The sequence below is a fragment of the Chitinophaga niabensis genome (assembly GCF_900129465.1).
Taxonomy (GTDB): domain Bacteria; phylum Bacteroidota; class Bacteroidia; order Chitinophagales; family Chitinophagaceae; genus Chitinophaga; species Chitinophaga niabensis.
The window spans coordinates 3,638,135-3,657,129 of record NZ_FSRA01000001.1 but is presented as its reverse complement, the minus strand read 5'-3'; the positions used below and the strand labels follow the sequence as shown (position 1 = coordinate 3,657,129).

The 18,995-nt window shown below is 45.4% G+C and carries 12 protein-coding genes; all 12 read left to right on the top strand.

The annotated features are described in order from the left end of the window. Nucleotides 1–14 precede the first annotated feature (14 nt). The 12 genes from BUR42_RS14465 to BUR42_RS14410 all read left to right on the top strand — a co-directional run bounded on the left by BUR42_RS14465 (nucleotide 15) and on the right by BUR42_RS14410 (nucleotide 18,978). Nucleotides 15–3,209 (top strand): SusC/RagA family TonB-linked outer membrane protein, encoded by a 3,195-nt coding sequence (locus tag BUR42_RS14465; protein ID WP_074239910.1) that lies wholly within the window; start codon nucleotides 15–17, stop codon nucleotides 3,207–3,209. A gap of 11 nt (nucleotides 3,210–3,220) precedes the next feature. Next, nucleotides 3,221–4,927, top strand: a complete 1,707-nt coding sequence (locus BUR42_RS14460) for a RagB/SusD family nutrient uptake outer membrane protein (RefSeq protein WP_084185573.1) — start codon at nucleotides 3,221–3,223, stop codon at nucleotides 4,925–4,927. Between the two features lie 32 nt (nucleotides 4,928–4,959). Further along, on the top strand, nucleotides 4,960–6,639 hold the full coding sequence (locus BUR42_RS14455; protein ID WP_074239908.1) for a DUF5018 domain-containing protein: 1,680 nt from the start codon (nucleotides 4,960–4,962) through the stop codon (nucleotides 6,637–6,639). An 11-nt stretch (nucleotides 6,640–6,650) separates the two neighbouring features. Then, a complete protein-coding gene (locus BUR42_RS14450) occupies nucleotides 6,651–8,042 on the top strand; it encodes a family 10 glycosylhydrolase (protein ID WP_074239907.1) in 1,392 nt (463 codons plus the stop codon). Between the two features lie 75 nt (nucleotides 8,043–8,117). After that, nucleotides 8,118–9,398: a DUF5009 domain-containing protein gene (locus BUR42_RS14445; protein WP_200798260.1), complete on the top strand. Its 1,281-nt coding sequence runs from the start codon at nucleotides 8,118–8,120 to the stop codon at nucleotides 9,396–9,398. Between the two features lie 10 nt (nucleotides 9,399–9,408). Continuing rightward, nucleotides 9,409–11,253, top strand: a complete 1,845-nt coding sequence (locus BUR42_RS14440; protein ID WP_074239906.1) for a sodium:solute symporter family protein — start codon at nucleotides 9,409–9,411, stop codon at nucleotides 11,251–11,253. Then, nucleotides 11,250–11,921 carry a GDSL-type esterase/lipase family protein gene (locus tag BUR42_RS14435; RefSeq protein WP_074239905.1) on the top strand — a complete coding sequence of 224 codons (672 nt, stop codon included), beginning with the start codon at nucleotides 11,250–11,252 and terminating at the stop codon, nucleotides 11,919–11,921. The genes BUR42_RS14440 and BUR42_RS14435 overlap by 4 nt, the downstream gene beginning before the upstream one ends. Beyond that, nucleotides 11,921–12,589 carry a GDSL-type esterase/lipase family protein gene (locus BUR42_RS14430; protein WP_074239904.1) on the top strand — a complete coding sequence of 223 codons (669 nt, stop codon included), beginning with the start codon at nucleotides 11,921–11,923 and terminating at the stop codon, nucleotides 12,587–12,589. Before BUR42_RS14435 ends, BUR42_RS14430 begins: the two co-directional genes overlap by 1 nt. A 1-nt stretch (nucleotide 12,590) precedes the next feature. Beyond that, on the top strand, nucleotides 12,591–13,523 hold the full coding sequence (locus tag BUR42_RS14425; RefSeq protein WP_074239903.1) for a DUF4434 domain-containing protein: 933 nt from the start codon (nucleotides 12,591–12,593) through the stop codon (nucleotides 13,521–13,523). Then, entirely contained in the window at nucleotides 13,523–14,701 is a 1,179-nt protein-coding gene (locus tag BUR42_RS14420; protein WP_074239902.1) for a n-acyl-d-glucosamine 2-epimerase, read from the top strand. Before BUR42_RS14425 ends, BUR42_RS14420 begins: the two co-directional genes overlap by 1 nt. After that, nucleotides 14,698–15,510 (top strand): alpha/beta hydrolase, encoded by an 813-nt coding sequence (locus tag BUR42_RS14415; protein WP_084185571.1) that lies wholly within the window; start codon nucleotides 14,698–14,700, stop codon nucleotides 15,508–15,510. The genes BUR42_RS14420 and BUR42_RS14415 overlap by 4 nt, the downstream gene beginning before the upstream one ends. A 219-nt stretch (nucleotides 15,511–15,729) precedes the next feature. Continuing rightward, nucleotides 15,730–18,978, top strand: coding sequence for a hypothetical protein (locus tag BUR42_RS14410; RefSeq protein WP_143197447.1), 3,249 nt, complete (start codon nucleotides 15,730–15,732; stop codon nucleotides 18,976–18,978). Nucleotides 18,979–18,995 lie beyond the last annotated feature (17 nt).

Sequence of the window (18,995 nt, the reverse complement as noted above, 5' to 3'; positions counted from 1 at the left end):
AATCAACGATTATTATGGATGTTTTATCTACCAAAAGAAGTATGGTCAGATGGTTGCTATGCCTCGCTATTCTGATAGCGCCATCCATCCACACCTACGCACAGACAGGCAATGTTAGCGGAACGGTTACGGATGAAAAAGGAGGTTCCATACCAGGTGTTACGGTGCAGATCAAAGGCACCTCGCTTGGCACCAAAACAGATGTGACCGGTAAATTCTCTTTACCGCTGAAATCAGCATCAGCCACGTTAGTATTTAGCTTTATTGGCTTTCAGACAAAAGAAATTACAACAGGCCCTGCGGCCGATCTTAAAGTAACACTGGCAGAATCTGCAAGTGGTTTGAACGAAGTGATCGTAGTAGGGTATGGTAAACAAAAAAGACAGAATGTAATTGGTTCTGCGGTGCAGATCAGTGGCGACCAGCTGAAACAGGCGCCCACTATGAACCTTACCAATGCATTGGCTGGCCGCTTACCTGGCCTTACCACTTTGCAGCAATCAGGCCGTCCCGGTGCGGATGATGCTACTTTGCGTATCCGTGGTGTGGCTACATATAATGGTAACCAGGCTCCGCTGGTGATCATTGATGGCGTACCGCGTACTTCTTTCGGTACGCTGGACCCTGCTGAGGTAGAATCCATTACATTGCTGAAGGACGCCGTGTCTACCGCAGTTTATGGTTTACAGGCGGCGAATGGTATTATCCTCGTAACCACTAAACGTGGTAAAAGCGGAAAACCACAGATCACTTATGATGGCGGTTTACAGGTAACTTCCAATACCCGTTTCCCTAAATTCCTTAATGGCCCGGATTATATGTACTGGTACAATAAAGGAACGGATATGGATAATGATTACCTGGACCATACCGGCGCATTCCCTGTTCCCTACGTGTACACGAAAGAACAGATAGAGGCGGTGCGCAATGGTACCAATACCAATCCGCTGTTGGGTAATACTGACTGGGTAGGTAAACTGGCAGACAACACTGCCATTTCACACCAGCATAATGTAACAGTAAGAGGTGGTACAGATAAAGTGAAGTATTTTACCAGCGCGGGTTTCCTGGATCAGAATGGTGTGATTGAAAATACGGGCTTCAAACGTTACAACGTTCGTTCCAACATCGATGCGGAACTGAATGATATCTTCTCCGTATCAGTAGACCTGGGCGTTCGCCAGACCAATACCCGCACACCGGGTATCTCCCCTGATAACACTGCTTACCTGAACCCTTTCTACCAGGCAGTGCGGATGCTTCCAAACATGCCTGAGTATGCTCCTAACGGATTACCAGTTGCGTATAACAGTAATGCAGGTTGGGTGAATCCTATCGCATCTGTACAACAATCCGGTTATCAGAACGGCCAATCCAATATCTTCCAGGGGAATATCACTTTCCGTGCAAAGATACCATGGGTGAAAGGTTTGGAAGCAAAAGTGCTCGCGGCGTATGATAAAACCAGTACAGAAAATAAAAGCTGGCTCACACCTTATACCCTGATGGGCCGCGCCAGGGATCAGACTACAGGAGATTTTGTAATGCTGAATACTTTACCGGGTATCACAAGAACCACCCTGCGCCAGTCTTACAGCCAAAACTTCCGTAAAACATTCCAGCCAAGTATCACCTATAATCAAACCTTTGGTGATCATGAGATCAGTGCATTGGCATTGTATGAATTTGGCCAGGGCAGGAACAACGTGTTTTCTACAGGCGCCAGCAATTTCCCATTGACGGATATTCATGAGATCGACTATGGCGGACAGGGCCCATTGGACATCATTGCTCCTACAGGCAGCAGCGGACTGGATTCAAGGGCAGGTTATGTAGGCCGTATCAATTATGTATATAAAGGAAAATACCTGGTAGAATTAGCAACCCGTTATGATGCTTCTATCAACTTCCACCCGGATTACCGCTGGGATTATTTCCCTGCAGCAGCAGTGGGTTGGATCGTGAGTAAAGAACCCTTCTTTGAAAAAGCAAAAGGCGTGGTGGACTTCCTGAAACTGAAAGCCTCTTTAGGGCGTTTGGGTAATGAGTCTATCTCTTCCTTCCAGTATCTGCAAACTTACCAGCTGACCACCGATCCGGTGATTGTTCTGGGTGGCAAGCCAACTGCAGCTATTTATACCAGTGCACCTCCTAATCCTTCCATTACCTGGGAAACAGCCAAAGTAACGAACGTGGGTTTTGAGTCTTTGTGGCTGGATGGTAAACTTGGATTTGATTTTGAATATTTCTATAAGCTCACTACAAATATCCTGGCTGGGCAGTCTGGCTTATTCCCACCCACCATTGGGGGCTATTATCCGGCTACCGTGAATTCCGGTATTATGGATAACCGTGGTTTTGATCTGCAGGTCCGTTACAATAATCATATTGGCAAACTGGAATATGGTGTTACCGGTAACTTCAACTGGGCAAGGAATAAGATCATCCGTATGGATGAAAACGCTTCTACCCCTGAATGGTTGCGCCGTGTAGGTAAACCGCTGGGTACCAAGTTTGGCTTTGTTGCAGATGGTATGTATCAGAATTGGGAGGAAGCAGCTAATGCACCTTCACCAAGTGCTGGTGTAGTGGCACCCGGTTTCTTCAGGTATAAAGATATTAATGGTGATGGCCGTATTACCCGTACGGATGATTTCGTGGCTATTGGCCGCAGCAATCTGCCGGAGATCATGTATGGCCTGAACATCTACCTGAAATATGGTGGTTTTGATTTCTCAGCCTTGCTGCAGGGTGCTGCGCTCAGCAGTGTGAACCTGGCAGGTACTTATGAAGGTTCCAGCGGAACTTCCGGTGTAGACGATAACACACCTTTCACCAGGTCTTTCTACGGTTATGGTAACTCTCCTTACTTCCTGGTAGAAGGAGCATGGACGCCTGATAATCCGAATGCAGAATTCCCGCGTCTCTCTGCTTACAAAGCACCATTAACTGCTCACAACGCACATATCAACTCCGGTTGGATCCGTGATGGTAGTTACCTGCGTGTAAAATCCATGCAACTGGGATATACCATTCCTGCTAGCTGGATGAAACAGGCAAAGATCCAGCAGTTCCGCGTATATGTTTCAGGTTTCAACCTGTTCACATTCGACAAGCTCAAATACCTGGACCCTGAGATGCCGAACGTTAACAACGGTTTCTATCCGCAACAACGCATTTTATCAGCAGGTGTAAACCTTTCATTCTAAAAAGTACAGCGATGAGTATAATATTTTCAACAATAAAGAGATCGTTTTTACTGGCAGGCATTGTGGTACTGGCGCACGGCTGTAAAATTGATATCCCGCTTACCAATAAATATACGGAAGAAGCCATTTATAAAAATCCGGCGAATATGGAGCTGTACATCGGCGGCATGTATTCCGAGTTCAATACTTTCCAGTTCGGCCAGTTCCCTATCGGTTACAGTAACGCAACAGATGCACTCACCGATGTGATGAAATATACTTCCACCACCTCTGGTAACGGAACGGTGAATATCCTTGCCATGGATGCCAGCCGTGTAGATGCTGCCGGCCCGCAACTGAATTACTGGAGCACTGGTTATTCCCGGATCCGCAAGCTCAATGAGTTTATTTACGGCCTTTACAAATATGCAAAGGTGAGTGATGAGGAGAAAGCTTTGTATGAAGCAGAAGCCCGTTTTATCCGTGGGTATGTATACTTCTGGCTTGTGAAATTACATGGCAGTGTGGTGATCATGCCTGAACTGGAGGGATATGCGAATAAGGACAATGCCCGTTCCAGTGAAGATGATTGCTGGAAATACATCGCAGCAGATTTTGCCTATGCGGCAGAAAAGCTGCCTGTTACACAACCGGCTGCACGTGCAGGCCGCGCTACTAAAGGAGCTGCTTATGGTATGCTGGCCCGTACATGGTTGTATGCAGCTTCCATCGCTGAATACGATAAGAAATTATACAACCAGGATCCCTTAACCGGCGTACCTGCTGCCAACGCACCTGCTTATTATAAAAATGCAGCAGATGCTGCTGCTGAAGTGATCAAACTGGCAGATCAGGGCACTTATGCACTGGAAAGCAACTTTGCTGCCATCTTCCTGAAAAAGGATTCCAAAGAATCCCTCTTTAAACTGGATTACATCGCACCGCAATTCACCCATCAGTTTGACCTGGGTTTTGCACCTCCGGGTGATATTCCTGGCCAGGGATTGGTATATGGCGTGCCTACTGCAGAACTGGTGAATGAATTTGAAATGGCCGATGGTTCCAAATTCTCCTGGAGCAATGCTACCCAGGCAGCCAACCCATATGTGGGCCGCGAACCAAGGTTTTACGCCACCATCCTTTACAATGGCGCTCCCTGGAAAAGCAGGACCATCAATTCACAGGCTGGTTCAGGCGTGGAAAACTTTATAGAATATGCTGCTTCCCCTGAACCCAAAAGAACAGTGACCGGCTATTACATCAAAAAAATGCTGGATTCCACCAATACCAACTTTGTAGTGAACAAGAGCACACAAAGCTCCATCGAAATGCGCTATGCAGAAGTATTGCTGATCGCTGCGGAAGCAAGAACAAAGATCAATGATCTCTCAGGTGCTACTACAGCACTGGATGCGTTAAGGAACAAACGTGGCCTGCCTGGTACAACAGCCGGTGATGCTGCACAACTGATGACAGCTATTGAACACGAACGTAAAGTGGAACTGGCGTTTGAAGGACACCGTTACTGGGACCTCCGCCGCTGGCGCAAAGCACACACCGTATTGAACGGTGTGAAGTTCACCGGCCACAGGATCACACCACAGGGTGCAGGCTGGAAATATGAAGTGGTACCGGCAGATAATGTGAATCGCCAGTTCACACCTGCTTTGTATTACATCCCCATTCCGGTAGATGAGATCCAGCGTAATGCTGCCATGAAACAAATCCAGGGTTGGTAAGGTTTTTACCTGTTCACACAAAAATGCAAACTATGAAACGTATCAGTTCATTTATCATATTCACCATGGCTGCCGGCAGTTTATTCACTGCCTGCCGCAAAGCGGACGAGATCAAACGTAATCCGGCAAATACCCTCAGCGATATTTATGCCACCAAAGACGGCAATGGCCGGGACCGTTTATTCAATCCCCGTTACAGCAACGACACCATCTATTTCGATATTCCCTATTACTTCCCGGAAGATTCCGATAATGAGATGGACCTCACCAAGATCATCCTGCGTGGCTCTGTTCCTTCGGATTCCTATATCACACCGGCTATCGGCGTATTCACCGATCTCTCCAAACCTTACACCTTATCTATTGTTTCAGGTACCGGTGCCGTTAAGAAATATGTGGTGATGGCAAAGAAGGTAGGCAACCTTTCCTTAACGAATGTGAAAGTGAAGTATACAGATGCAGGGGGTGCAGCACAGGAACTGGATGGGGTGCTTCAACCCAGTGGTGAAATATTGTTCTATGTATTACCCGGCACGGTTATGAACAATACAAAGGTGACCTATGAGATCAATAAACATTCCACCGCTTCCATTGCAAACGATGCTGCAGTTGATCTGTCTCAACCACTTCCTTTAGTAGTAACAGGCAAGGATGGTGTAACCAAAACCTATACGCTGAAAACCGCAGAGCCTATCAAACTGGCTTATGGCATTGGTATCAACCGCCAACTGTGGGCTAAAGCGGGTTCTGATTTCGGCTTTACTGCAAATAATGAAGTGAGTATTGCTGTAAGCGGAGATCACCTGATCCTGGTAAGGAGAACGAATCCTTCGAAGTTCAGCGTATACAACCGTTTCACGGCAGCTTATGTGCAGGAGATGTATAATCCATTCGGGTCCCAGCTGTCTTTCCAGATGGTGGAAGATACGGTAGGTAACCTGCTGGCAGCTTCCTGGGCTCCCAAGAATGCCAAGTTCATACTCTACAAGTATAAAAATGCATTAGACGGCGCTCCTGTGAAACTGATCGAATGGACCAACAACAACCCGGCTGCTATTACGCTGGATGGTGGTGTAGGCCGCAGGGTGAATATTTACGGTAACCTGGATGGTAACGCCGTGATCATGGCACCGGCAGGTCAATCTAATATCATCTTCAGGTGGAGGGTGCAAAATGGTGCGGTGGTAAGCCAAACGCCTGAAACACTTACTTATACCGGTCTTGCCAACGGGGCTGCCAACTTTGGGTTCTATGCGGAGGCGCAACCTGTATCTGCAGGCGCTAATGCAGATTACTTTATCAACTACCAGCAGGACATTGCATTTGTGAATGGTGCCACACAGGCAAGAACGATCGCATTTGCCAATGAAGTGGCCAACTTCGGTATCTTCCACATGCCTACTGCTTATGTTCGTTTCAATAATGCCAACTACCTCGCTATTGTGAAGTATGTGGCCACTTATGATCTGAACCGCATTCATACCTGCCTGTTTGATGTAACCAATACTTCCAGGTTAAATACTTCCTCCGCAGATCCGAATTACTCCACTTTCAATGTATTCACTTCTGCTGAGCAGAACGGTACCCTGAATGGTAACGGTACGGCGGATATCTGTGTAGGTTTCTCTCAGAACAAGGAAAGGATGCAGGTGTATACGCTGCTCACCAATGGTGGTATCGTAGCACATGAGTTCACTACATACGCAAAGTAAAAAAGTAAAAGATGAAAAGAACTATAAGTGCGCTGCTGGTGATCATCATGATCTCTGCAGCAGCCTGTAAGAAAAATGCGGATCCTGCTCCACCGGCCCCCGGTGGAGGGGATACCGTTATCACGCCTAAAGGGGATGTGATTGCCTGGGTGGATGCACGCTCCAATGTATTTGGAACATACGGCCGCCTCAACGATACCGCAAACATCAAAACCGTACTGGATACACTCCAGCAGGTAGGTGTGAACGGACTGGTAATTGACGTAAAAGGCAGCAGCGGGTACACCATGTATCCCAGCGCCTATACCAAACAGGTAACCACACAGGATGGGAAGTCCATCACTACCGGTGTTGATTATGTAGGCTACATGATCCAGGAAGCACGTAAACGTAACTTCAAGGTATATGCTTCTATCGTTACGTTTGTAGAGGGAGATGGTTCCCGCAGCACCGGAACTGTATTTGATGACGCCAGCTTCAGGAGTAAATTTGAGAGCATTGTATGTGATGTTAACGGCAAACGTGTTCCCATCACTTCTACCGGAAGGAATGCTTTTGTGAATCCTGCACAACCGGAAATACAAACCCGTGCGCTCAATATCATCAAAGAGATCGCTACTAAATACACCTTTGATGGCCTGATCCTGGACTATTGCCGTTATACAGATATTGATGCGGATTTCTCTGATTTCTCCAAAGCAGAGTTCATCAAATACCTGGAAGCAAACTACCAGGACAATGACGCAAAGAACATGAAGTTCCCGCAGGATATTGTAGCCACCTGGAGGACCAATGCAGGGCAAACACTGCCTAACACTTTAGGAAAGTATTACAAGAAATGGCTGATGTACCGTTGCCACACTATCCAGCAATTCTTTATCAAAGCAAGGCAGGCGGTAAAATCCGTGAAACCGGATATGAAGTTCGGTACTTATGTAGGCGCATGGTACACTACTTATTACCAGGTAGGGGTAAACTGGGCGAGCAAAGATTACGATCCCTTCAACGACCAGGAGCTGCGTTTCGACTGGGCTTATCCTAAATACGGTGAAACCGGTTATGCAGAAAACCTGGACCTGCTGATGACAGGTAATTACTTCACACAACTGAAACTGGCGGACAACCCCGCTACTGCCGGACTGAAATACCATTGGTGGAGCGTGGAAGGTTCTCTTATAGGAGGGATGTATATCACCCGTAATAAAATGCCGCTGTATGGCAGTATCGATATGGGGAATGTGGATTGGACATCACAGGCGGATATCTCTAAGACCATCCAGTACATTTTAGGGAAAGCCAGTGGTGGTGTGATGTTGTTTGATGTGGTACACATCTATGCACCGCAATACAACAGGTTGAAGCAACCACTATGGGAAGCTGTCAGGAATGGGTTGAAAAAATAGTTACGAATCACAGAATGGCCAATGAAGCATAAGCTGCCGGTGAAAGCCGGCAGCTTACTAAGTGTACAAATCGATATGAAACGAAGCAATAGTCTTGATGCACTCCGCGGTTTTGCTATACTGGCCATGGTTTTGTCCAGCAGCATCGCATTCGGCATCCTGCCGGATTGGATGTATCATGCGCAAACGCCACCGCCATCGCATAAATTTAATCCTGAGCTGCCCGGTATTACCTGGGTAGACTTAGTGTTCCCTTTCTTTTTGTTCAGCATGGGCGCGGCTATTCCCTTAGCCCTGCATACTAAAAAGAAAGTGTTAGGCGGGCTGGTACAACGTTTCATCTTACTTATATTTTTTGCCGTATTTACATTACATACACGGAACCTGGGGTTTATTTCCATCGGCGCATTTGTGCTGTTATGTTTCCTGTTCATCAGGGTGGAATCCTGGATCCCTAAGATTATAGCGTTAGCTACAGCTGTCACTTTTCTGATCTGCAAAGGCGTGGACATTTACAAAAGCGATATCATCATCCTGGTATTAGCGAATATGGCTTTCTTTGGAGGTATTACCTGGTGGCTCACGGCTAAACAGCCCTTGCTCCGATTAGGGGTGTTACCTTTTATAGCAGCCGTTTTTTTAGCTGCCGAAACGCCCGGCAGCTGGGCAGAGATCATCTACAACTGGTCTCCGCTTCCCTGGATGTATAAGTTCTATTATCTCAAATACCTGTTCATTATCCTCCCCGGCACTTTTGCCGGGGAATGGTTACTGCTCTCCGTTCCTGAAATTCCTGCATGGGATAAAAGGAAATGGATGATGATTGCGGCAGGAGCATTCCTGCTGGTGATCGTGAACGTGGTATGCCTTTTCAGCAGGCAGGTAGTATTAAATCTCGCTTTATCTGTTTTGATAGGCACCTTTATGCTGGTGATGGCAACAAAGGTGCAGGCCTGGAGGAACTATTTGCAGGCCGGCGTGTATTTACTATGGCTGGGTTTATGTTTTGATTGTACGCAGGGTGGCATTAAAAAAGATCCCTCTAATTATAGTTATTATTTTGTGACCGGAGGGCTTGCCTTCCTCACAGTATTGGGTTTTATGGTGCTGGAATATTACGGGTACTGTAAACGCATTATCGGCTACCTGGCGATTAACGGCAGGAACCCGATGGTGGCGTATGTAGCAGGTAACCTGTTATTGCTGCCTTTATTAAAGCTCACGGGAGCAATTGATCTGTTAAGTGCGATGGAGCATAATGTATGGCTGGGTGTGCTGCGTGGGCTTGTGTTCACCGGCATTGTATCACTCATCACTATCTTTTTTGTTCAGCGCAAATGGTATTGGAAAACATAAAAAATTATAGATGTCGTTAAGTGTATTGGATATAGGGATCATTATCGGTTATGTGATAGCCATCCTGTTCCTGGGTTTTTACATAGCAAGGAAGGCTTCAAAGGACCTGCAATCTTATTTCCTGGGAGGGAATAAAATGAAATGGTATATGCTGGGGCTGAGCAACGCTTCCGGCATGTTTGATATTTCAGGTACCATGTGGACGGTGAGCATCCTCTTCATCTATGGATTGAAGAGCGCTTTTATTCCATGGCTATGGCCGGTATGGAACCAGGTATTCGTATTTGTATACCTCGCCATCTGGATGCGCCGCTCAAATGTAATGACGGGGGCACAATGGATCACCTTCCGCTTCGGAGATGGAAATGGCGCCCGTTTATCCCACATCATCATTGTGATCTTTGCCATTGTGAGCGTGATCGGTTTCATCGCTTATTTCTTTGAAGGCATCGGTAAGTTCTCCACTTCTATTTTGCCCTGGGACCTTTCCTTTCAGATCGGCTCGTTCCATCTTTCTTCTGAAAGGAGTTACGCACTCATCCTTTGCATTATGACTACCCTTTATACCATCAAAGGTGGTATGTACAGCGTGGTAGCTACAGAAGTGATGCAGTTCATCATTATGACCATCTCCTGCCTGGTGATCGGGTACATTGCTTATACTTCTGTTACCGCAGAGCAGATCAATGCAGCTATTCCTGCAGGCTGGAAAGACCTGTCCTTTGGATGGGACCTTGGCCTCGATTGGAGTGGTACACCTTTCCCGGGTGTGGACAGTAAGATCGCTTCAGATGGATTTGGCCTGTTTGGCATCCTTTTAATGATGATGCTGTTCAAAGGTATCTTTGCTTCCATCGCAGGCCCTGTTCCGAGTTACGATATGCAGCGTGTGCTGTCTACCCGTACACCCGGCGATGCTGCTAAAATGAGCTTCACCACTATCTGGGTGATGTACATTCCCCGTTACCTGATGGTAGCTGCTTTTGCCGTGCTGGCACTTGTGTACATGCAAACTGAGCTGAACCAGCAGGGAGGTAATATCGACTTTGAAAAGATAGCCCCGCTGGCTATTGCGAAATTTGTTCCCGCAGGTTTTAAAGGTTTATTACTGGCCGGTTTGCTTGCTTCCTTCATGGGTACTTTTGCTGCCTTTGTGAATGCAGCACCTGCCTATGTGGTGAACGACATCTACAAGAAATACATCAATACAAACGCCTCAGATGCCAAATACATCCGCATCAGCGTGATCTCTTCCCTCGTACTGGTGATGGTTGGTATCATGTTTGGCTTTATGGGCGCCTCTCTGAATAAACTCACACTCTGGATCACTTCTGCGCTGTATGGTGGTTATGCAGCCTCTAACTTCCTGAAATGGTTATGGTGGAGGTTCACCGGATATGGTTACTTCTACGGCATGCTGTTCGGATTGATCGGCTCTACCATTAAGCTGTTCTTCTTCCCGGAGATAGTGGACATCTACGTATTCCCCATCATCCTGGCATTTTCTTTCGCCGGTTGCATCATTGGTACTTATGTTTCTCCGCTGGTGAACCGCGAGGCAGTGAAAGCGTTCTATAAACAAACGAACCCCTGGGGTTTCTGGGGACCTATCAAAAAAGAGGTGATGGCAGAAGATCCAACCTTCAAACCTAATGGTGAATTCAAACGCGATATGTTCAATATCCTGATCGGTATTATATGGCAGATGGCACAGGTAGTGATCCCGATCTATTTCATGATCAGGGAAAACTGGCAGATGCTGGGCTGGACGATCATCTTCATCGCTACTACCTGGATCCTGAAAAAGAACTGGTGGAACCATCTTGGCAAAGCAGACGAAAAATATAAACAATGATAAAGCAACTGAAAGGTACGGCGCTGTTGATAGCTATGGGCTTTTCCGCTATGGCGCAGACGATTGACAGTACTTATGATAACGGTCATTATAAAGACAGGCAGGCATTATTCGCCAGCCTGCCACAACAGAAGCATGCGATCGTTTTCCTGGGGAACAGTATTACGGAAGCAGGTAAATGGAATGAGATCCTGCCCGGGCTTCCTGTGCAGAACAGGGGCATCAGCGGTGATAATTCATTCGGCGTACTGGCGCGCCTGCCACAGATCGTACAGGCTAAACCTGCAAAGATCTTCCTGCTGATCGGCGTGAATGATCTGAAAAGGGAAGTGCCGGCGAACGTGATCATCAACAACTGCGAACGGATGTTATCCATGATCAAAGCCGGATCGCCCCGTACCAAAGTGTACGTGCAAAGCATCCTGCCCGTGAATGATACTATCCTCATAGAGCCATTCAAAAAGGTAACGAATGCGAATGTAGCGCTGGTGAATAAAGCTTATGAACAACTGGCCAAACAGTATGGATACAACTTCGTGAACCTGCATGAACCCTTTGCAGATGCAAAAGGTCAGTTGAAAAGAGCAGAAACGCCGGATGGCCTGCATCTGAAAGTAAGTTCTTATCCGGCCTGGGTGAATTATCTGCGCAGTAAAAAATATCTATAATGAAGAAGCAATTACTATTAGCTGCCTGCCTCTTGCCTGTGTTCGGATTCGCACAGCAGAAGATAGACAGCAGTTATAATAACTGGTATTACGAAGGGCGTATGGACCTTTACGATCAACTCAATAACCAACCGGCGGATATCCTGTTCCTCGGTAACAGTATCACAGAAAGAGGGGAGTGGGCAGAGCTGTTGTCAGGCAGGAAGATCGCTAACAGGGGCATTGGCGGAGATAATACTTTCGGTGTGCTGGCCCGCCTGGATGGCGTGATCAAACAGCGGCCCCGGAAAATATTTTTACTCATTGGCATCAACGATATCGGCAGGGGATTGCCCACGGAAGTGATCCTGAACAATTACCGCAACATCGTTACCAGGCTCACACAAGGCCTGCCAAAAACAAAGCTGATCATTCAGAGCGTATTGCCCATGAACGAAGGAAAGCTGCCTTATGATTATCTCAAAGGAAAAGCGGAGAAAGTAAAGGCACTGAATGAAGGTATTGTACGCATTGCAAAAGAATTCAACCTTCCTTACCTGAACCTGCATGAATTGTTTGCGGATGAAAAGGGAGAATTGAAGGCCGCCTATACTAAAGACGGTATTCACCTGGAGCCGGCTGCTTACGTGGATTGGGTGAATTGGTTAAAACAGAAAAAACAGTTGTAACATGAAGATAACAGGCACTTTCCTGGATGAGATCAGTCATGATATCCCGCATCAGAACTGGGGGCGTGAGGAATGGGACCGGGATTTCGGTCACATGAAAGCCATTGGTATCGATACCGTGATCCTGATCCGCAGTGGTTACCGTCGTTTTATCACTTACCCTTCTGCATACCTGCAAAAGCAGCATGGATGTTATGAGCCACCGGCAGACCTGGTGAAGATGTACCTGGAGCTGGCAGATAAACATGGCATGCAGTTTTACTTTGGCCTCTATGATAGTGGTCATTACTGGGATACCGGTAATATGCAGTCAGAGATAGATGCCAACCGCTATGTGATAGATGAAGTATGGCAACAGTATGGCCACTATAAAAGCTTTAAAGGCTGGTACCTGAGCATGGAGATCAGCCGCCGTACGAAAGGAGCTGTGGAAGCCTTTTCTACATTAGGCAAACAATGCAAAGCGGTGAGCAATGGCCTGCCTACTTTCATCTCGCCATGGATAGATGGAAAGAAAGCAGTAATGGCCGCATCAGCCGGTCTTACAAAAGAAGATGCCGTTTCCATACAGGAGCATGAAAAGGAATGGAGTGAGATCTTTGACGGGGTACGTGGTGCAGTGGATGCCATTGCCTTCCAGGATGGCCATATTGATTACCACGAGTTACCGGAGTTCTTCGCCGTGAATAAAAGGATGGCAGATAAATTCGGCATGCAATGCTGGACCAACGCAGAATCTTTTGACCGTGACATGCCCATTAAGTTCCTGCCCATCAAATTCGAGAAACTGCGGCTGAAGCTGGAAGCAGCAAGACTGGCAGGATATGATAAAGCCATCACTTTTGAATTCTCTCATTTTATGAGCCCACAGTCTGCCTACTTGCAGGCTGGTCATTTATATAACCGATACAAAGAATATTTAGCCAATTTTTAATGAAACATCTAGCCACACTTTATAAGAAGGAGTTATTGGAGAATGTGTTACCCTTTTGGACAAGTAATTCCAGGGATGAACAGCATGGTGGTTTTTTTACCTGTCTTGACCGTTACGGAAAAGTATTTGACACAGATAAATTCATGTGGCTGCAGGGAAGGGAAGTATGGATGTTCTCCATGCTGTACGACAAAGTAGAACAGAACCCCCTATGGAAGGATATGGCCCTGCACGGCGCCACTTTCATGGAAAAATATGGGAGGGATGAACAGGGCAATTGGTACTTTTCTACCACACAGGAAGGCCAGCCCCTCATCCAACCCTATAATATCTTTTCGGATTGTTTTGCTGCCATGGCCTTTGGCGCATTGTATAAAATAGATCCGAAGCCGGAATACCATGCAATAGCAAAGGATACATTTGAAAACATCCTGCGCCGCAGAAAGAATCCCAAAGGGCATTACACCAAAAACGTTCCGGGCACACGCAACCTGAAGAACTTTGCATTACCCATGATCCTCTGCAATCTTTCACTGGAGCTGGAACATATCCTGGGCAGTGAAAAGGTGAACGAGTTCATCCCGGAAGTATTGGAAGAAGTAATGAATGTCTTTTACCTGGAAGATAAAGGCCTCATCTTAGAGAATGTACTGGAAGATGGCAGCTTCTCTGATTCCTTCGAAGGCCGCTTATTAAATCCCGGTCATGCTATCGAAGCCATGTGGTTCATCATGGACCTGGCCGTACGCCTGAACGATATGCCCCTGGCCGGCAAAGCCATGGAAGTTGGATTGCGGATGCTGGAGCATGGATGGGATCATCAATACGGCGGGATCTTCTATTTCATGGATGTACATAACAAACCTCCGCAGCAATTAGAATGGGACCAGAAGTTATGGTGGGTGCATATGGAAACCCTGGTGTTCCTTGCTAAAGGCTGGCAGCTTACCGGCAGTGAAGCCTGTAAGAGCTGGTTTGAAAAAGTACACGCCTACACCTGGAAGCATTTTAAAGATGCGGAACATCCTGAATGGTTCGGTTACCTGAACCGCCAGGGAGAACCTTTATTACAATTGAAAGGCGGTAAATGGAAAGGTTGTTTCCATGTACCCCGCGCATTATACCAGGTATGGCAAACGCTTGAAAAAGCGCCGGCATTTAGTTATCTTGAAGCATGAGAACGCTGTTATTATTATTGTTTGCTGTCAGTGTACAGGCACAAACGCGGATGACCTACGCGGTGAAAGATACCCAGACTTTGTACATCGATCATTACAAACCAACCGTTGAACCAAACGGCATGTCTGTGATGTTTGTACATGGCGGAGGTTTTACCGGCGGTGATCCTGCTAATCAGAAACCCATGGCAGATGGCCTGGGCAAGCTGGGGTATAATGTGTATGTGATCTCTTACCGCCTGTATCTTAAAGGAGGTAGTTTTAGTTGCAATACCACTACACCGGAGAAACTGAAAGCTATCCGGCTCGCTGTAGAAGATGCCGCAGACGCTGCCCGTTTTATCCGCGATAGCCTGAACATTGATAAGGATATGTTCTTTATAGCAGGCAGCAGTGCCGGGGCAGAAACTATCCTGCAATTGCTGTATAATCCTTTTGGTGTTGCCAATGATATTAAATTCCGGGGTGCTATGGTGTTTTCGGGCGCCCTGCTGGATATGAACACAGTTACTCCGGATAACTGGATACCTGCTTTATTCATGCATGGCACTAAAGATCAGCTGGTACCTTTTGGTACGGCGGCGCATCATTTCTGTAAAGCGAATACTTTAGGCTGGATGATCATGTTTGGGGCTAAGACGATCTTCGAGCAGGCAAAGGCATGGAAGAAGCCGGTGGTGTTATATACTTATGAGGGGAAGGGGCATGAAGTGAGTAATTTCATGTTCAGGGAGTTTGAGAAGATGGATGGGTTTATGAAGGCGGTGGTGAAAGGGGAGAGGTTGAGGGCTAAGGAGGTGAGGTTGTAGGTTTCATGAATACCTGTTTGTTGCCCCACATTGCAATGTACGCTGTCTAAAATATATTATTTTTAGTCAATGCTATTTTTTTTGCATTAAAATTCACATCTTTGAACTTTATGCACCTACAGTTCATTTGTTAAAAATCTGCAGGCGCGTAGAGTTTCTATATCTTGTTGCCCGAATTACTATACCTATTATGGTAATCTAATCTAAGAAGCTATACTTATGAAGTTTAACTCAGTGATCATCTGGTTGATTTTAGCCGTTGTTGTGCCTATAGGATTTTGCCATGCCCAGCAAACCTCTTCTATTCCGAACATTATTCCACCATCTCCTTCAGCTCAGGCGTTTCAGAGGTATGGAAAATACCCTGTATCCCATACTACAGGAGTGCCGGACATTTCAATTCCTATTTACGAGATTGAATCAGGAGAATTGTCGCTTCCTATTACTATGAAGTACCATGCCGCCGGTTTCAGGCCATCAGACAGGGATGGAATTCTGGGACTTTACTGGACACTTCATACCGGAGGGATCATATCCCGGGATATCAGAGGAATACCAGATGACTACGGACCTGATGGATATTTACTTACCAGCAAAAAGTACAATACTACTGACCTTTTAGGAATGTATAAGATGGATGTATATGATTATCTGTTTAATATAGAAAACAGGGGGCAGGATTCCGAATATGATATCTTTTCTTATTCTGCTTCCGGAACTTCCGGAACTTTTTCTTTGATTGGTACCAATTCTGGAGGTACAAGAACAGCTACAGCCATTTTGGCCAATGAAAAAAAGCTGGAACAAATATATTGTTACCTGGAAGGAAATACGACTATTCAAGCCTTTGATGTAACAAGGGAAGATGGTATCAGATATCATTACGGGAAATCATTAACTGATGGCGCTAATGCTACTGAAAGGACGGGAAGTTTTAGTGGCGTGACACAAAGTAATACGAGTTGGTTGCTCACAGAAATAATTTCTCCTGATCTTACTGATACTATCAGGTTCACTTATAATGATCACGTTTATCAAACTTATACACTTCCCTCTTACAATACCTCCGTAAGAACAGACTTTCTGTTATACAATTCCTGCATACCTGGGTATCAACCTATAAGCTTTGAACAGTCAACTTCTTCCAATCCAATATTCAATTATTACTACGAGAAAACAATAGATAAGATCCTTTTTAAGAATGGCTTTCTGAAGTTTAACTATTCTACTGCAAACAAGCTTACATCTATCACAATTTTTAACCGGCAGGATCAACAGATCAGAGCGATCGATTTTACATTATCAGCTTACCAGAGCCATCCCGGTTATGCCTATAATAAACTCGATGCTGTTACATTGAATTCAGGAGAGGTATACCACTTTGAATATAATAATGAGCCATTGGCTGTAGGTGGGGACCTGAGTGAAGATTGGTGGGGCTTCTATAATGGTTCATATTACCCTTCAGCAATGACTCCTCCAATGACAATGCCTTTTACTGGTCAAAATTTTGGATACAGTAATGTTAGCCGCGAGTCTAATAATCATATGAAGAACCTCATATTGAATAAGATCATTTATCCAACGGGAGGAAGTACAACATTTAATTTTGAAATGAATCAGTATAGATCTGTTGTTGACGGCCTGATAAAAAACGCAGGGGGACTAAGGATTTCCAGTATTGAGAATAATAATGCAGCTGGTAATATAACCCGGGAGGTTTATAAATATGGACAGAACGAAGATGGTGCAGGAAAAGTAGTAATAGAGCCGATTTTTGAAAACCTTGTGTCCAGGGTTGAATCTTACGATTGGGGGAGTACATCATTCTTAACTTGCCCTAACAACACCCTCATACAGTATTTTTCGAGCCATGGATTACATACAAATATTACTAATTACCTGGCAAAACAGACCAATTTTTCTTCATCAGTGCATTATAAAGAAGTGGCCAAATACCAGGTAAACGTTTTAGACATTATGGAAAATGCTGGTAAAACTATATATCGGTATAATGATCCGTTATTCACAGTAACACCTTCGTCAGTAGGATCATATGAATATTTTAATTCGGCGGGCCCAACAATTGCACAGCCTTTGATGCCTGCAGCAGAAGAGGGTATTTATCCTGCTGAATATTATAGTCAGTTATTAGAAACAGAGTATTTCAAAAAACAGGGTAACAGTTATTTACCAGTTCGGAAAGAAGTTAATATTTATGGAAGTGGAGAGGCAATGCCTGATCTTACAAATCTGAGGTTGCATCATTATAGCAGGCATAGCCGCACATACCCTTCTGGTTCCGGTAGTAGCTATGAACGGGACATGGTACAGGATTACCCTTTTTTAGTCACAACTCCGGGGTTTTCGATCCCCCACGATCCTCCAATAGTTTATAAGGCATATACGATATATAACAAATCTATCCGGCTGGCTTCAAAGAGGGTTGAGGAATACGAAGGTGGACAAACAATGGTGACCACTGAAGATTATTCTTATGCAACGTCTCATGGCCTGCCCATTTTAGTGGTTAAAACAGGAAGCAATGGAAGGATCTATAACAGCTCTTATGACAGGCCAAAAGATCTGGTGAATTCTATTACCAATCCTGAATTTAAAGAAGCAGTGGATACTATGATCCGCCGGAATATGATAGCACAGCCCCTGTCGCATGTAGAGTCCGTAATTGACATGAATATGGAAAACAGGATACAGGCCCATACAGATCTAAAGACGACCTATAAAGTGTGGGATGCTTCCAAACGCCTCGTTAAACCAAAAGAGATCACCAAGATACTCATGGGTGATGCCCCAGTTGAAAAAGTGATCTTTTCAGGGTATGATAATGAAGGAAATATGCTGCAGGTGACCAAAGAACATGATCTTACCACAAGTTATATCTGGGATTATCTTGAGCAGTTCCCTATTGCTAAAGTGACGAATTCAAACCAGGCTGATATTGCTTATACATCATTTGAGGCATATGGAACCGGTAACTGGTCGTTCCCTGGAGCAGTGTTGACAGTGGCCGGTGGTGTAACCGGAGACAGAGCATATAATATAGGTACAGGATCAATGAGCAAATCAAATCTTTCTAGTAGTACAGAATATATCGTTTCTTACTGGTCAAATACTGGACCATTAACCGTTACAGGGAATACCGGAATTCCCGTTACCGGACCATCCTATGGTGGATGGTCCTATTTTGAGCATAGGGCAAAGAATGTAAGCACTGTTACCATTTCTGGAAGCGGCCAAATTGATGAAGTGCGATTGTATCCTGCAAAAGCGCAAATGACAACTTTTACCTATGCACCGTTAGTAGGCGTAACCAGTGAATGTGATATGAATAACAGGATCATCTACTATGAGTATGATGCTAACCAACGGTTGCGATATGTGCGTGATGCACAACGTAATGTATTGAAGGTAATTGACTATCAATATGATGCTAATTATCAGCAATAATCCCTGTAACCCTATAA

Excerpts from the sequence above, each read along its gene's own strand:
- BUR42_RS14450 (WP_074239907.1), top strand. The coding sequence starts at position 6,651 with ATGAAAAGAACTATAAGTGCGCTGCTGGTGATCATCATGATCTCTGCA.
- BUR42_RS14460 (WP_084185573.1), top strand. The coding sequence starts at position 3,221 with ATGAGTATAATATTTTCAACAATAAAGAGATCGTTTTTACTGGCAGGC.
- BUR42_RS14410 (WP_143197447.1), top strand. The coding sequence starts at position 15,730 with ATGAAGTTTAACTCAGTGATCATCTGGTTGATTTTAGCCGTTGTTGTG.
- BUR42_RS14435 (WP_074239905.1), top strand. The coding sequence starts at position 11,250 with ATGATAAAGCAACTGAAAGGTACGGCGCTGTTGATAGCTATGGGCTTT.
- BUR42_RS14420 (WP_074239902.1), top strand. The coding sequence starts at position 13,523 with ATGAAACATCTAGCCACACTTTATAAGAAGGAGTTATTGGAGAATGTG.
- BUR42_RS14445 (WP_200798260.1), top strand. The coding sequence starts at position 8,118 with ATGAAACGAAGCAATAGTCTTGATGCACTCCGCGGTTTTGCTATACTG.
- BUR42_RS14425 (WP_074239903.1), top strand. The coding sequence starts at position 12,591 with ATGAAGATAACAGGCACTTTCCTGGATGAGATCAGTCATGATATCCCG.
- BUR42_RS14465 (WP_074239910.1), top strand. The coding sequence starts at position 15 with ATGGATGTTTTATCTACCAAAAGAAGTATGGTCAGATGGTTGCTATGC.
- BUR42_RS14415 (WP_084185571.1), top strand. The coding sequence starts at position 14,698 with ATGAGAACGCTGTTATTATTATTGTTTGCTGTCAGTGTACAGGCACAA.
- BUR42_RS14430 (WP_074239904.1), top strand. The coding sequence starts at position 11,921 with ATGAAGAAGCAATTACTATTAGCTGCCTGCCTCTTGCCTGTGTTCGGA.
- BUR42_RS14440 (WP_074239906.1), top strand. The coding sequence starts at position 9,409 with ATGTCGTTAAGTGTATTGGATATAGGGATCATTATCGGTTATGTGATA.
- BUR42_RS14455 (WP_074239908.1), top strand. The coding sequence starts at position 4,960 with ATGAAACGTATCAGTTCATTTATCATATTCACCATGGCTGCCGGCAGT.